The 14782-nt window shown below is 70.5% G+C and carries 16 protein-coding genes and 1 tRNA gene; 9 read left to right on the plus strand and 8 right to left on the minus strand.

The window, feature by feature from the left end:
• Positions 1 to 162 precede the first annotated feature (162 nt).
• The gene (locus TNCT6_RS38120) at positions 163 to 2055 is read left to right on the plus strand and encodes an SMI1/KNR4 family protein (RefSeq protein WP_141367726.1); all 1893 of its coding nucleotides are present in this window, start codon (positions 163 to 165) and stop codon (positions 2053 to 2055) included.
• Between the two features lie 268 nt (positions 2056 to 2323).
• Here TNCT6_RS38120 and TNCT6_RS38125 read toward each other — a convergent pair whose 3' ends face one another.
• The 4 genes from TNCT6_RS38125 to TNCT6_RS38140 form a co-directional block, all read right to left on the minus strand.
• Positions 2324 to 2722: an iron chaperone gene (locus TNCT6_RS38125; RefSeq protein ID WP_253266572.1), complete on the minus strand. Its 399-nt coding sequence runs from the start codon at positions 2720 to 2722 to the stop codon at positions 2324 to 2326.
• A gap of 143 nt (positions 2723 to 2865) precedes the next feature.
• A complete protein-coding gene (locus TNCT6_RS38130; RefSeq protein ID WP_141367728.1) occupies positions 2866 to 3540 on the minus strand; it encodes a glyoxalase in 675 nt (224 codons plus the stop codon).
• A complete protein-coding gene (locus tag TNCT6_RS38135; protein ID WP_141367729.1) occupies positions 3540 to 4097 on the minus strand; it encodes a helix-turn-helix transcriptional regulator in 558 nt (185 codons plus the stop codon). Before TNCT6_RS38135 ends, TNCT6_RS38130 begins: the two co-directional genes overlap by 1 nt.
• Positions 4098 to 4227: 130 nt before the next feature.
• Complete coding sequence (locus tag TNCT6_RS38140) at positions 4228 to 4638, minus strand: VOC family protein (RefSeq protein ID WP_141367730.1); 411 nt, start codon at positions 4636 to 4638, stop codon at positions 4228 to 4230.
• Between the two features lie 215 nt (positions 4639 to 4853).
• Between TNCT6_RS38140 and asnB the strand changes: the two genes are divergently transcribed.
• Positions 4854 to 6695, plus strand: a complete 1842-nt coding sequence (gene asnB / locus TNCT6_RS38145; RefSeq protein WP_141367731.1) for an asparagine synthase (glutamine-hydrolyzing) — start codon at positions 4854 to 4856, stop codon at positions 6693 to 6695.
• Positions 6696 to 6778: 83 nt separating this feature from the next.
• On the opposite strand, the gene TNCT6_RS38150 is transcribed toward asnB, so the two are convergent.
• Complete coding sequence (locus TNCT6_RS38150; protein ID WP_253266533.1) at positions 6779 to 7351, minus strand: DUF6529 family protein; 573 nt, start codon at positions 7349 to 7351, stop codon at positions 6779 to 6781.
• Between the two features lie 250 nt (positions 7352 to 7601).
• On the opposite strand from TNCT6_RS38150, the gene TNCT6_RS38155 reads away from it, so the two are divergent.
• From TNCT6_RS38155 to TNCT6_RS40345, 7 genes are all read left to right on the plus strand, one after another.
• Positions 7602 to 8222, plus strand: coding sequence for a sigma-70 family RNA polymerase sigma factor (locus TNCT6_RS38155; protein ID WP_373996265.1), 621 nt, complete (start codon positions 7602 to 7604; stop codon positions 8220 to 8222).
• Between the two features lie 25 nt (positions 8223 to 8247).
• Positions 8248 to 9045, plus strand: a complete 798-nt coding sequence (locus TNCT6_RS38160; protein ID WP_141367732.1) for a zf-HC2 domain-containing protein — start codon at positions 8248 to 8250, stop codon at positions 9043 to 9045.
• A 359-nt stretch (positions 9046 to 9404) separates the two neighbouring features.
• Positions 9405 to 9827 (plus strand): ATP-binding protein, encoded by a 423-nt coding sequence (locus tag TNCT6_RS38165; protein WP_253266535.1) that lies wholly within the window; start codon positions 9405 to 9407, stop codon positions 9825 to 9827.
• A 641-nt stretch (positions 9828 to 10468) separates the two neighbouring features.
• Positions 10469 to 10711, plus strand: a complete 243-nt coding sequence (locus tag TNCT6_RS38170; protein WP_141367733.1) for a hypothetical protein — start codon at positions 10469 to 10471, stop codon at positions 10709 to 10711.
• A gap of 2 nt (positions 10712 to 10713) precedes the next feature.
• A complete protein-coding gene (gene tatA / locus TNCT6_RS38175; protein ID WP_172633306.1) occupies positions 10714 to 10995 on the plus strand; it encodes a Sec-independent protein translocase subunit TatA in 282 nt (93 codons plus the stop codon).
• 227 nt (positions 10996 to 11222) lie between these two features.
• Complete coding sequence (gene tatC, locus TNCT6_RS38180) at positions 11223 to 12161, plus strand: twin-arginine translocase subunit TatC (RefSeq protein ID WP_141367735.1); 939 nt, start codon at positions 11223 to 11225, stop codon at positions 12159 to 12161.
• A 93-nt stretch (positions 12162 to 12254) separates the two neighbouring features.
• On the plus strand, positions 12255 to 12416 hold the full coding sequence (locus TNCT6_RS40345) for a hypothetical protein (protein WP_172633307.1): 162 nt from the start codon (positions 12255 to 12257) through the stop codon (positions 12414 to 12416).
• Positions 12417 to 12527: 111 nt separating this feature from the next.
• Here the strand turns inward: TNCT6_RS40345 and TNCT6_RS38185 are convergent.
• From TNCT6_RS38185 to TNCT6_RS38195, 3 genes are all read right to left on the minus strand, one after another.
• Positions 12528 to 12601 (minus strand) — tRNA-Met (locus TNCT6_RS38185).
• Between the two features lie 547 nt (positions 12602 to 13148).
• Complete coding sequence (locus TNCT6_RS38190; RefSeq protein ID WP_141367736.1) at positions 13149 to 13355, minus strand: cold-shock protein; 207 nt, start codon at positions 13353 to 13355, stop codon at positions 13149 to 13151.
• A 328-nt stretch (positions 13356 to 13683) separates the two neighbouring features.
• A complete protein-coding gene (locus tag TNCT6_RS38195; protein ID WP_141367737.1) occupies positions 13684 to 14595 on the minus strand; it encodes a hypothetical protein in 912 nt (303 codons plus the stop codon).
• Between the last annotated feature and the right edge of the window lie 187 nt (positions 14596 to 14782).

A 14782-nucleotide genomic window follows, 5' to 3' on the forward strand; every position in this document is an offset into this window, starting at 1 on the left:
CGCTGCCCGTCCCGTGCCGTTGTCCGGCCTGGATCATCACGAGGATGAGCCGTTCTGTCTCCGGCGACCAGCAGGGACCTCGGTCCGCTGAAGAGCTCAGGACGGCGCCGGGCCGGTCGGGCGCACGGGCCCGCTGTCGGTGGTCGCTGCCACAATCGGCCCGTGATCGAGAACCGCTTTGACTGGCAGCAGTTCCTCCGCCGTTGGCAGGAGGAATGGACCCCGGACGAGGACGATGCGGAGGACCTGGCGGAGGGCGGCCTCACCCTCGCCGACCTCACGCTCTCCGCCTCGCCGGCGGCCGAGGCGGAGATAACCGCCGCCGAGGACCGCCTGGGCACCCGGTTCCCTCCGTCCTACCGGCAGTTCCTCGGGGCCAGCAACGGCTGGCGATTCGACAAGGGGTCCATCTACCGGCTGGGCGCGGCTCACGAGATCGCCTGGTTCGGCGATCCGCTCGACCTGACCGCGATCTACCAGGAGGCGTTGACCGAGCACTCGACCGAGCAGGACGTGCTGCTGGCCGGGATGTGGCAGCGGGCACTGCAGCTGGAGACCGATTCGGACATCTCCTATGCCCTGCTCGACCCAGGCGACACCGATGAGGACGGCGAGTGGGCTCTGTACGTCTACAAGGGATGGAGCGGCGAACTGCCGGATCGGTATCCGTCGTTCCGCGCCTACATGCAGCGGATGTACCAGGACTTCCACTCCGCCCGTGCGGCCGGTCCCGGCTTCGTGAACGACACCACCCGCGCCCTGGACGCCGACGTGGAGCGTGCGCGGAGTGAAGCCCTGAGCGGGAGGTGGGAGACCGCCCGGGAGCTGCTCACCGAGGCGGAGCGCTACGGACGGCCCAGCGCTCGGGGCATGCTGCGGCAGCTGGAGGTGCTGGCGCACGGCGGCGGATACTACGGCTTCGGTGAGCTTGTGGCCGATCCGCGCTACACGGGCGAGTTGGTGCCGGTGATGGCTGCCGCGCACCTGCGGGACAACCGTTCCGGCGCCCTGCCCCACCGGTTCGTGCTCGGCACTGAGACCGACGACGGCGTCTCGACGGCCGCGGACGCGATCCTCGCCCAGGTGCGCGACGGTTCCTACCGCTATGCGCCGGACGGTGCCTTCGGACGGGCGGCGGCCGAGGCGCGGGAGTCGGCGAGGTGGGGGGACACGGACGCGGCGTGGCGGGTGATCCGTGCCGCGCTGCCGTCGTGGTCGCCGCCGGGGCCGGACCTGCTGGCGCCGCTCGGTCTGCTGGCGGACCCCGTACTGGGTCCGGTGGTGACGCGGGAGCGGGGCCTGGAGCTGCTGGCCACGCCTCGGGCCGGCCGGCCGGGTCCTGTGCCCGATCCGGTGCCGGACCTGGATCCGCCGGGACTGCGCTGGCTGGCGGACACTCCGCGGTGGAACGCCCCGCACGACTCCCACCGGTGTCTGTGGGTGGAGGGCGCGGAGCCGGAGGCGCTGCCCGACCTGGTCGGCGAGGACGGGTGCGCGGGCCTGACCGCTCCGTCCGGCCGCCGCGCTGCGTGGTTCCACCACGGCCATGGGCAGTGGGACGAATCGGCGCCGTGGGAGGACCGGGCCGTTGTGTCGGTGGGCCGGACGGGCTCCGGGTGGGCGTTCGCCTGTGACGCGGCCCCACGGACGGCGGCGGCCGGGCACTTCTTCGTCTCCCCGGCCGCCTACGCCTCGCGCGGAGGACGCGCGGTGGTGCTGTGGGCGCACAGCGCTCGCGACGGCGGTCTGGCGGTGTTCCACCTCTCGGTCGCCGAGCGGGGCGAGGAGCTGTACGCGTACACGCTGTGCGGCACAGACGTCGAACGCTCGGGGCCGGTACCCGGCACCCTCGATCCGGAACGGGTCCTGCGCGGCGTCGGCGAGGCGGACCGCGAACGGTGCCTGCTGGCCGCCGTGCAGGACGAGTTCGGTCTGTCCCTCCCTCGACATGCCCTGGTCGAGGGCATACTGCCGCGACTGACCACACGGTCCTGGAACCGTGCGCCGCGGGAGGGCGAGGTCTACGCGTACACCACGATCCGCTTCGGGCGGTGAGAAGACGCGCCGCCCGGCGGGGGCCGGACACGCCGGGACGGCGGGAACCGCCGGGAACAGTGCGAGGTTGAGGGAGCACGATCAACGTGGCCGTCGCCACGGCGACGGGCCAGAGCTGGAAGGACGACGAGTTCCAGCGGCTCCGCCGCGAGCTGATTGCATTCGCCGCACATCTCCAGCGCGCGTCCCAGAAGTGCGGCGGAGGGGGGCGACGCCGGCGTCAGCAGGGCCGAGACCCGCAGGCAGAGGATGTCCGCCCCGGTTGGCCTCAGCCCGCCGCCTTCTTGACGAGCGTGATGATGCGCTGTTCGTCGGCCGCGGTCAGCTCCCTCAGGGCGTAGGCGGTCGGCCACATGGCGCCGTCGTCGAGAGCCGCCTGGTCGCTGAATCCGAGCGTGGCATACCTCGACTTGAACTTCTGCGCGCTCTGGAAGTGGCAGACGACCTTGCCGTCCCTGGCGTAGGCGGGCATCCCGTACCAGAGCCGGGGCGTGAGGTCCGGAGCGGCGGCCTTGACGACAGCGTGGATCCGCTCGGCGAGGACCCGGTCCGCCTCCGGCATCTCGGCGATCTTCGCAAGCACATCCCGCTCCGCGGCCGCCTCCTTCTCCGCCCGCGAACCGCGCCGCGCCACCGCCTGCTTCTGCTCCTGCGCGTGCTCCTTCATCGCGGCCCGCTCTTCGGCAGTGAACCCGTTGTACTCCTCGGCGTCCGCGCCGGAGTTCTCGGCAGACGACTTCGTGTGCTGCACGGCAGACTTCCTCTCGTCCAGGGATGAGGCAGGGCGGGGCGGGAGTTCAGGTCCGTGAGTCAGGACGGTGCGGACGTCGTGGACGGCGCGGGGGTGAGCGACGTGGCGGCTTCCCAGGCGAATCCGTCAGGGTCGGTGAAGGGGCCGGCGGTGCTGCCGAGGACGATGCGGTGCGAGCCGGTGCCGTCGGCGGGGACTCCGAGATCCTTGGCGAGTCCGCGGCGCTTGTACAGCGCCAGCTTGACGGGGCTGGACTCGTCGGAGGCGAACTCGGCGTACTTGCCGCCGAAGCTCCTGGCCACGGTCAGGCCCCGGCCGACGTAGAACTGCTTGCTGGCCTTCACGTCCTCGACGCCGAGCAGGAGGACGATCTCGTCGATCTCGCGGGTGGCCGGGCCGGTGTCCTTCTTCGCCGAGGTCGCGACCTTCCAGATCGTCCCGTCCGGGGCCTGGACGACGCCGCCGTAGCCCCACAGCGACTTCGCGGCGGGCTTCAGCACGGTGGCGCCCGCGTCCACGGCGGCGCCGAGGAAGCTGTCGACGGTGGCGGGCCCGGACACCGTGAGCGCCAGGGTGAAGCCGCGGAATCCGGCGGAGTGCGGCTCGGACGCCCGGAGGCGTACGTGCGTGTCCACTCCGAAGGCGGTGTAGAAGCGGTGGGCGGCCTCGGGGTCGGCCACCTCGAGGGTGACGGACGCGACGGACGTGTGGGACGCGGTGGTTGCCATGGCCATCACGCTAAGGGCTGCTCGGCGGCCGGGGCTTCTCGATTCCTGACCGGTCTCGTCACCTGCTTCGCCACACACGCCGGCATCCCCTCCACCGTGATCGCAGGTCCCGCATCACCGGCCGTGATCGCAGGTCCCGCATCACCGGCCGTACTCGCGGGATCGGCATGGTCGGCCGCCACGCCCGCCGCATCCGCCGCGCGGCGCCGGAAAGCCCCGGGGGACATGCCGACCAGCTCGGTGAAGCGGGTGGTGAACGTGCCCAGCGACGCGCAGCCGACCGCGAAGCAGACCTCGGTGACACTGAGGTCGCCCCGCCGCAGCAGCGCCGTCGCGCGCTCGATGCGACGCGTCATCAGGTACGCGTACGGCGACTCACCGTAGGCGGCCCGGAACTGCCGGCTGAGGTGCCCGGCGGACATGTTCACACCGCGGGCCAGCGCCTCCACGTTCAGCGGCTGCGCGTACTCCCTGTCGATCCGGTCGCGGACGCGCCGCAGCCGCGCGAGGTCGGTCAAGCGCTGCGCCTCGACGCGTGCGCGCCGCCACTCGGGATGACACATGGGACGACTCCCCTTTCTCTCCTCTTCCACCGACGCCTACCGGCGCCTGGAATGCCTGCCGGGACAGGCACCCCGGGCGCTCGGTGATGCGGGCCGGCCCACCGGAGTCGGCCAAGGCTGCGGACGCGGCTCAGCGAAGCTCCTGGATGCGGACCAGGTTGCCCGCGGGGTCGCGGAAGGCGCAGTCACGGATGCCGTACGGCTGCTCGGTCGGCTCCTGGACGACCTCGGTGTCACCGGCCTGTACCTTCTCGAACGTGGCGTCGAGGTCCGGGGTGGCCAGCAGGATCCAGCCGTAGGTGCCTTTCGCCATCATCTCGGTGATGGTGCGGCGCTCGTCCTCGGTGACTCCCGGGTCGGCGGCCGGCGGCGCCAGGAGGAGGGACGTGTCGGGCTGACCGGCCGGGCCGACCGTGATCCAGCGCATCCTGCCCTGCCCGACGTCGCTGCGGACCTCGAAGCCGAGAACATCGCGGTAGAAGGCGAGCGACGCGTCCGGGTCGTCGTGCGGCAGGTAACTCGTATGAATGGTGATGTCCATGGTGAGCAGGCTAGAACCCGGTCCGTGCCTCGCGCTTCTCGATTCCTGATATCCGGCGGTGGATCCAACTCCCGCATACGAGGCGATACCACGGACCGTCACCGCGCCGCAGCTCCGCCCGTGCGAGCTGCGCCGGTCGGCGGTCCTTGTTACGGTCCAGTGGGGGGTGCCATCCACGGTGCTGGATGCTTCTCCACGGCAAGGAGTGCCACCCCATGTGCGGAATCTCCGGTTGGGTGTCCTACCAGCGAGACCTGCGACCCGAACGCCCCACCGTCGAAGCCATGAACGCCACGATGGCCTGCCGCGGACCGGACGCACAGGGCCTCTGGCTCGACACGCACGCGGCTCTGGGCCACCGCCGGCTCGCCATCATCGACCTGCCCGGCGGCGTCCAGCCGATGAGTGAGCACACCCCGGACGGCGATGTCGTCCTGGTGTACTCGGGGGAGGCGTACAACTACACCGAGTTGCGTGGCGAGCTACGCCGCCGCGGCCATTCCTTCCACACCGACAGCGACACCGAGGTCGTTCTGCGTGGCTACCTGGAGTGGGGGGCCGACCTCCCCGAGCACCTCAACGGCATGTTCGCCTTCGCCGTCTGGGACGGACGGACCGACCAGCTGCTGCTGATCCGCGACCGCATGGGTATCAAGCCCCTGTACTACTTCGCCACCGACGACGGCGTACTGTTCGGCTCCGAACCCAAAGCCATCCTGGCCAACCCCCTCGCACCGCGCACCGTCGGCCTCGACGGGCTGCGTGAACTGTTCTCCATGGCCAAAACCCCCGGCCACGCCATCTGGGCGGGAATGCGGGAAGTGGAGCCGGGCACCGTGGTGACCATCGAGCGCGCTGGCCTGCGCACCCGTCCGTACTGGCAGCTCAGCGCCGCCGAGCACACCGATACCCGGCAGGACACCATCGCGCGGGTGCGCGAGCTGCTGGAGGACACCGTGCGCCGCCAGCTGGTCTCGGACGTGCCGCGGTGCGTCCTGCTCTCGGGCGGCCTGGACTCCAGTGCCATCACCGCACTGGCGGCGGAGCAACTCCGCGGAAAGGAAACCGTCCGCAGCTTCGCCGTCGACTTCGTCGGCCAGAGCGAGAACTTCATCCCAGACGACCTGCGCGCGACGCCGGACACGCCGTACGTCCACGACGTCGTTCGGCACGTGGGCACCGACCATCAGGACATCGTCCTCGATCCCGAGAACCTCGCGGATCCGAACGTCCGCGCCGCCGCCGTCCGCGCCCGGGACCTGCCTCTGGGCCTGGGCGACCTGGACCAGTCACTTCTGCTGCTGTTCCGGGCGATCCGCAAGCACTCCACGGTGGCTCTGTCCGGGGAGTCCGCCGACGAGGTCTTCGGCGGCTACGCGTGGTTCCACGACCCTGCCGCTCGGGACGCCGGCACCTTCCCCTGGCTGGCGGCGCTGGAACGCCAGCATGGCCGGGGCGGCGGTTCGCTGCTCGATCCGGAGCTGCGGGAACGACTGGACCTGCCTGGCTACCTCGCCCAGCGGTACCAGGAGGCCTTGGTCCAGGTACCGCGCCTGGACAGCGAGAAGGACCCCCTCGAACGCCGGATGCGGGAGGTGTGCTACCTGCACCTCACCCGCTTCGTCCGCATGCTCCTGGACCGCAAGGACCGCCTCAGCATGGCCACCGGTCTGGAGGTCCGCGTCCCGTTCTGCGACCACCGCCTGGTCGAGTACGTCTTCAACACCCCGTGGTCGATGAAGACCTTCGACGGCCGCGAGAAGAGCCTCCTGAGGGCAGCCACCTCGGAACTCCTGCCGCTGTCCGTCGTGGAGCGGGTCAAAAGCCCCTATCCCTCCACTCAGGACCCCGCCTACGTGACCGAACTGCAGGTCCAGGTCCGCGAACTGCTGTCGTCGGGCAACAGCCCCGCCCTCGACCTCCTCGACCGGACCCGGCTGCAGCAGATCACCACCACCAAGCCCGTGGACCTCACCACCAGCGAGCGCAACGGCCTCGAACGCACCCTCGACCTCGCCGTATGGGCCGACCTCGAAGGTCCCACCCTCACCCTCTGAGACCGACGGACGGCATCCACCGGGACTGTGAGCGGTTCGGTTCAGCCACACCTCCGGCGGTGCCGTCGGAGCTGCCGCAGCGGTCAGAAGCCGGGGGCGGAGCCGGCGAAGAACCACACGGCGGCTGTGTACCACATCACCGCTATGGCGGTGACCAGGGCGCCGCCGGCGGCCGGAAGCGCCCAACCGGGCAGTCGGCGGCTGTGTACCACCAGCACCTTGGCGACGAACGCGCCGTACAGGACGCAGCCCGTGATGGAGTGCACCGCCACTCGGCTGCTCGTGAACTCAACTCCGTAGGCGGTGATGCAGTGGTAGGCGATGGGCAGCGAGAGCAGAAAGGCAAGGAGGCCGATGAGCCGGTGTGCGGGGTGCACCCGGTGCGGTGCGGCCCTCGCTCCCGGTAGGCGTCGGTATATCCACAGTCCGAGCAGCAGTTGGACGACCGCGAGTGTCATCAGAGCGCTGCCCAGACGCGCCTTGAGATCGTTGGCGCCGACGCCGTGCCGCCCGAACAGGCCGCTGGTGTAGTCGGGGGTGTGCGTGCGGCCGAACGCATATACCCCCACCGCGACCGCGACCGGCAGCAAAGCACCCAGAAAGCCCGCCACCGTTCGTGCGGGACGCCGCATCCGCGCGCCCGTGTGTCCGGTCATCAGTCCCCAATCAATTGGAATTGCGCGTAAGTCGGCTCTCGTCCGGCTCCACGGACGGCGGGGGTCCCGCGGTTCGGCAGATATGCACTTTTGTGAGACCTCTTGGTATCGCCGCGGATCAGCCGGCCTTCCGGGCGTCGCGCACGCTTGGCCCCGGCGGTGCCGCAAGGCCCGGCAGGGGCGCCACGCCCACGACGCTCACAGAGCGACACCTGCACCCTTTCGTGCGTTACGGGGCAGAGTCGTACATGTGCGCGATGATCGGCCCCTGCCCGGGAGTTCCCGAAAACGTGACCCGCGGACCGATCCGGATCGCTCCGCGGGCCGTGTCTCCGGTAAAGGGACCCTTTCGACCGCAGATGAGGAACTGCCGCGCACTCTGTACGCGGAGCACGCAGGAGCCCTGTTCCCCTACGTACTGCGACTGACCTCGGGAGATGGGCAATGGGCGGAGGACGTGGTGCAGGAGACGCTGCTCCGGGCGTGGCGGCATCCCGCCGTGTGCGATCCCGCGCGAGGCCCGGCCCGGGCATGGCTGCGCACGGTCGCACGGCACCTGGTCATCGATGCCCGCCGGGCCCGGCAGGCCAGGCCGGCCGAGGCAGGCGGCGAGGCGCTGGAGCGTGCCGCCGAGCAGAAGCCGGGCGAGGACGAGATCGAGCAGGCACTGCAGAGCCGGGCGGTCGCCGACGCCCTCCGGACGCTGTCCCCCGACCACCGCGCCGTCCTGCTGGAGACCTACTACCGGGGCCGGACCATGACGGAGGCAGCGCGGGTGCTGGGCATCCCGCTGGGCACCGTGAAGTCGCGGACGTACTACGCCCTGCACGCCCTGCGGTTGGCGCTCCAGGAACGGGGGATCGAGCCATGACCGTGGCGTGCGGGAGGTGGCGACCATGAGCGCGCAGCACGACGACCTCCGGCTGGCGCTGGGAGCACACGTCCTGCGCACCCTGCCCTTGGCGGAAGCGGAGCGGGTGCGCGCCCACCTCGCGGAATGCGGCGAGTGTCAGGCTGAACACGCCCAGCTGACGGGACTGCCCGCGCTGCTGACGACGGTGACCGCGGCGGAAGCCGCAGGCCGGACCGTGCTGGCGGCCGACGGGAACCTGGCCGACCGGCTGGTGGCACGGGCAGCCGAAACCGCGCAGGGCTCCTCGCCCGAACGGCACGCCGTGCTCACCGTGCCCGCGGTGTTGCGGGCGCCCGAGGGAGGTGTGCTGGAGAAACTGCTCCAGCAGGCCGCGACCCGGCGCCGCAGGACCTGGCGTCTGCAACTGGCCGGCGCAGCCGCCTCACTCACGTTCGTCGCGGCGGCGGCCAGTGGCACATGGCTGGCGGCCACCGGCACAGTGGGCAGCGTGGCGACGCCGCCCGGGCCGACCGTGCCCACGGCCTGGCGCACCGTCTCCGGAAGTGATCCCACCACCGGCGTCTCCGCCTCGGTGAAGGTCTCACCCTCTGCCTGGGGCAGTGTCCTGCAGGTCTCCGCCAAGGGGGCACCCGCCGGAATCACCTGCCGGCTGCAGGCGGTCGGGCCCGGCGGAGCCCGGGCGGACGGCGCCACCTGGCGGGCAGGCGAGTACCCTCCTGGCACCACGATCCCCGGGGCGGTCGCCATGGCCCCCGGGGCCATCGAGCACTTCGAGATCCTCGCGGGCAACGGCCGGAAGCTGGTCACAATCCGGGCGTGAGGCGAGGCCAGGGTCGTCATGTCACTGGGGGGACGTTCGTCCGGCTCTGCGGTGCGACGTTCCCGCAGGGCCGTCCGGACGACCACGGGCGAAGGAGCGAGCTGCCGGGACCCGGTCCACCCGAGTACGGCATCGAGCTCCGGCAGAGGCGAGTGAGCCCAGGCAGGCCGCCGGCATGGACGTGACCCGCAAGAAGTCGAGCAAAAAGTGGTGAATACCTCGAACCGCTCGGCATGTGTCGCCCGTGGAACCAAATGAGCGCGCCGATGCAGCATCCCGCTGACCGACACCCGGAAGCCGCTGGTGGTCTCCCCCTTCCGGTCTCCGCACACCCACAGAAGAGCCAGAAGACCATGTTTGTGACCGACCCCCTCAGCCCGAGTTCACTGCTCGGCCGGCCCTGCCGCCACGAGGCGCTGCTCACCCTGCCCGCGCAGGAGGCACACGTCTCCGCCGCCCGTCACTTCGCGGCTGATCTGCTGGAGGCCTGGAGCGTGCCCGCAGGCGAACGGGACTCCGCCGTTCTCATCGTCGACGAACTCGCCGCCAACGCCGCCCAGTACGGCCGCGAGCGCATGACCCTGCGGCTCGTCCTCGACGACGGCACTCTGCACATCGTGGTCACTGACTCCGGCATGGCAGTGGAGCGCCGTCGCCCCGACATCGCCTCCGACGAACACGGCCGCGGCACCGGCATCGTCCAGTACCTCGCCCAGTCGACCGAGGTCCACCAGAAACGCGGCGGTCGCGAAGTCCGTGCCTGCCTGAGGTGCTCGCCATGACCGGGCCGGGCGTACCGCACGGACTGCGGCCACTTGCCAGGGCCGGCACCGCAGCCCGGCGACGGATCACCGATCAGGCTTGCTCGCCCCCGGCAGCCGCTTCTACGTCCGCCAGGAGTACGCCGCCTGGACGGCTGCCGGGCGCCCCGGAATCCGAATCGACCCCGCCCCGACAAGAAGAAGGACACATGACCCGCAAGGACGTCGACACCCGGCACGCCCCCGAGGCAGCCGGCCAACTCCACTCGCCTCGCCTCCCACGCCCGACAGCCATGCGTGAACATCCCGCCGGCCGGCGACAGGAACGGTCGCGCCAGGGAAGGCCGATGAACGCACCGTGGCCGAACGCGAGGACCCATCGGCTGTTCCAGGTGCCCGAATGCGGTTGCTCCCAGGGGCAGCGCCTGGGCGTCCATCCGGCCCAAACGCCCCCGCACACTCCGCGGACCGGGCAGCCGGCGCAGGTGGCCATGCAGGTCACAGGCGGCGAACTACGCCTCGCCGTATGCCTGATGCCGTTCGAGCCCCCCGCGGCTGCGGCGGCGACGGGCGACGAATTCACTTGTGAGGCCTGGCGGGACGAGGCCGTGGGAATCTCCCGATGGCGCGGGCGGCGGACACCGGTGAAACCGTCGTGCCAAGTGCACCGGGAAACCTCCCCCCAGGCGCCCGCGCACGAGACCGCGGGCACGGACTCCGGCCTGCCCGGCCACCTCCTGCGGATCTCCTTCCGCGACGACGAGTGCCGGCCACCGGCGCATGCCTGGAGCGGCAAGACACGATGCGCCGCGGGTGCTCCCGCTCCCACCGCTGCCGCGCAGGAGCAAGCGGCACGGATCGCCGAGGCGGATATGAGGGCCGACGCGTTCGAAAGGGTGGTGTGACGATGTTCCGCAATGCGCTGGAGCCCTGGCACCTGCTGATCCTGGTCGCGGTGGTGGTTTTGATCTTCGGCTCGAAGAAACTACCCGAGACGGCCCGGGCGCTGGGCAAGTCCCTGCGGATCCTCAAGAGCGAGACCAGGGCCCTGAAGGACGACGGCGTCTCCAACGAGCCACGCCCCGAGCCTGAGCCCGCACCGGGACCGCGGACGATCTCGGGCACTCCCGGAGACACCGCCACCGCCCGCACCGCGCCCACGGACAGCATGACCAGCCACAGAGACTGAGCCCGGTCCTGCGCGCCCCTGGCTCTTCCCCGCACGAGACGTTGCCCGAAGCCTCCCCGGCCGGCTCACCTCATGCGCTGTCGGGCCGCCCGCGTCGTTGTCCGCTGTACCGGTCGGCGTCTTGGCCGGAGCAGCGCTGAACTCGCGCCCCACCGGGTGATGGAGACGATCAAGTACTGACGCAGGGCCGGTGGTCTCCGGTCTGCCGCACGAGATGAGGACCTGGCGTGCCCCAGTCGGCCCGCAACAAGGAGAAGGATCCCGAGGGGCGGATGCCGCTCGCGGAGCACCTTCGTGAGCTCCGCAACCGGCTCGCCAGGGCCGTCCTTGCCATCCTGGTCGTCACGATCGCCGCGGCCTTCTCCTACAAGGGCATCATCAACTTCTTCACCAGGCCGGTGCTGGACTCGGTCGGATGCCCGACGTCCTTCGCCGATCTGGCCAAGCAGACCGCCGGCACCACCTGCGCGCGGATCACGATCAACGGTCTGCTCGCGCCCTTCACCCTGGCGCTGAAGGTGTCCCTGATGGCCGGTGTCGTGCTGGCCTCGCCGGTATGGCTGTACCAGCTGTGGGCGTTCGTTGCCCCCGGCCTGCACAAGCACGAGCGGAAATACGCCTATGCGTTCGTCGGCGCGGGCGTCCCGCTGTTCTTCGGCGGTGCCTTCTTCGCCTACAGGGTGCTTCCCACCACCGCGAAGGTGTTGATCGGCTTCACCCCGCGCGGGGTGGACAACCTGTTGCCGCTGGACGATCTGCTCGACCTCGTCACCCGCATGGTGGTCGTCTTCGGTCTCTCCTTCGAGATGCCGCTGCTGCTGGTGATGCTGAACCTCACCGGAGTGCTGTCCGGCCGGCGGATGCTCGGCCGGTGGCGCGGCATGATCGTGGGGATCACGGTCTTTTCTGCTGTGGCGACGCCGAGCACGGACCCGCTGACCATGCTGGCGCTGGCCGCCCCGATCGCGATTCTCTATTTCGCCGCCGTTGTCTCTTCCCTTCTCAACGACCGGCGCAAGGCCCGACGAGAGGCAGAGGGACCCGGCGACGACGAGAGCTCCGACCTCGACCTCACGCCGCAGGACATCGGCGAAGTGGAATCGGTGTCCGCCGGCCAGGCCCTGCCCGCGCAGCCGGACGCCGACGACGACCGTGCCGACGGGTAGGACGACGTGACCTGGGGGCCAGAGCGAGGGCACGAGCCACGGTCGGCGGGGCCCTGTCGGGAGCTCCGAGGCGCGACCCGCAGCTTCGACGACGTGCTGTCGCAGACCGGCTCCACCATGCTGCCCGACGGCTCCTGGAAGCTCTCGGCGGTCTACGCCGGGCAGGGCGACGCGTCCGACTACGCCGGTCTGAACGTCCAGGGCAAGGTCGCGGTCGTCCGCCATCGATCGCTCAAGTCGCGGTGCTGTCGGTGAACGTGAACATCGAGGTAGCGAGCGGCTGCGATGGGCCCCGGCGGCGGCACACCGGGGACGGAAACACCGAGGGCCGGAATCCCTGATCGGATTCCGGCCCTCGGCCTTCAGTAGCGGGGACAGGATTTGAACCTGCGACCTCTGGGTTATGAGCCCAGCGAGCTACCGAGCTGCTCCACCCCGCGTCGGTGAACAGAACACTACGTGATCGACAGGGAAGAAAGCGAATCGCTTGCGCGGAACCTCACGCCGACAGCTCCTCCCGCAACGCGTCCCTGAGCCGCGCCGCCCACTCGGCGACCTCTCCCGGCCCCAGCGCCACCTCGCGGTCGGCCCACTGCCGGCGCTTCAGACCACCGTCCAGACACTTTGGTCCACTGAGCGAACCGCTCGTCCAGTGGGCACGAGGCTTGGCTCCACACGCGCACGGTTACCTGACTGCTGGTGGCCGGGTGGTGTAGCAGGGCTGGTGGGCCGGCGAGGCGGTCGCGCGCCGGAAGGCTCCGGCTTGGTCGGGGCGTGCGGCCATCTGCATGGCGTCATCATCACGCCGGTCGACGAGCGGACGGAGCAGATGCCGGCCAGCCGGCCGAGGTGCCCTCGGCCGGCTGGGGCTGCGGTGCCCCGCGATCCTGCCCCCTCGCAGCGGCGTGACCGCGGCCACGGCGTGTGTGTTGCACAAAAGAGGCGGGTTGCCTGGTCAGGCAACCCGCCTCCCATCATCGTGAGCAGTCAGCCCCGGACAATGTTCTGTGCCTGCGGGCCCTTCTGACCCTGGCCGATGTCAAAGGTGACGTGCTCGCCCTCGGTCAGCTCACGGTAGCCGCCCCCGCCCTGGATTTCGGAGTAGTGGGCGAAGACGTCCGGGCCTCCGTCGTCCTGGGCGATGAAGCCATAACCCTTTTCGGAGTTGAACCACTTCACGGTGCCGCTGGCCATGCTGCTATTCCTTCGTTCATGCCTGGGAACAGCCCTTGATCATGGGCATGTTCCGGCTCCCGTAACAAAGGAGCCACCAGCCGTTCTACCCCGTGCTGCCTGGTCTACCCGGCCAGGACACACGTGCACGAGCGGCTCGAGCGCCGGGAGCACGCCTGAGCAGGTCAAACCGCACAACAGTGCTGACCGTCGTGGGCCGCGGCTCACCTGAGATCCGGATGGTGGCGCAAGCATGGGGTATGGCGTCAGGGGAGGCCGCCGTAGCTGGCCGACCATGACCTCGGGGGAGGATCGCCTGACAGGTTGAGGGAGTCGATTCGGTGCCGGCTCAGGGCTGGGCCGGGCTGAGATGCTCGATGGTGTCCAGGACCCCGGGGCGGCCCGCGTGTGCGCGTTCGTAGCCCTCGATCATCGTCAGCTCCGTCCGGGACAGGTCGCGCAGGCGCTGCTGGATCTCCGTGACGCCGAGCTGACTGAGGCCGGGGATGGGCAGGGCCTCCTCGCGGGTCATCGCGCCCTGCACCTTCTCCGCCACACGGGTGACGGCGGGCATCTCCCACCAGGCTTCCTCGGCCGCGCCCCTCACGCGTCTGGTGATCCTCAGGAGGAGTGCCCGCAGCCCGGCAGTGGCCGCCTGCGTCTTGCGCCTGATCGCCTGCAGCAGGATGCCGCCTTCGGCGGCTGCTGCCCGCGGCGTACGGGCTGCTTCCGCCACAGCCCTGGTTCGTCGGGCGAGGTTCTCCTCGCTGGTCTCCAGCAGTACCTCGTTCTGCCGGCTGAGCATGGCGAACAGTTCGGCGGTCTCCTGGTCGTTGAGCCGTTCGGCGATGTCCTTGCCCGCCTGGCAGGTCGCCAGGGCCCGGGCTGCGGCCGTGTACTGGTCCTCTGCGGCCCTCAGCAGCCGGCGCTCATCGGCCGGCCTCCTGCCGCGCACGATCTCCGTCACGGCCGACATGCCCACCTCCAGCGGAAGCACGCTTGCCCGCACGGCGCCGCGGGTCACCATGCCCATCAGCTGCCCGGAGGCCGACAGCAGCCCACGAGGCGGGCGCAGCTCGCGCACCCGGGCCTCGATCCGCCCGAGGTGGTATTCCGCCTCGATCACTTGGCTTTCGATTCGCTGCCGGTCGGCGCCCGGCGGGGTGATGGCCGCATCCGTCCGGAATCGGCCGATGACCGCGGTGTGGGCGTCACGGGCGTCCTCCAGTGCCGATATCAGCACATCCGTCTTCGCTGTCATGTGGGGCTCCTGAGCTCGGGGCGGCATGGCTGCCGCGCAGAAGAGCGCCCGCCGTCCCTCGCTTCGGCCGGGCAACCGGAACCCATCCTGCGGAAGGATGCCGAAGATCGCCTGGCGAGCCAGTCACCCGTGGCTCGTGACCGCCGCGATCTCGGTGCAGACCCCGTGACGGTACTGGCCCGCCTTC

This window comes from Streptomyces sp. 6-11-2, assembly GCF_006540305.1.
GTDB lineage: Bacteria > Actinomycetota > Actinomycetes > Streptomycetales > Streptomycetaceae > Streptomyces.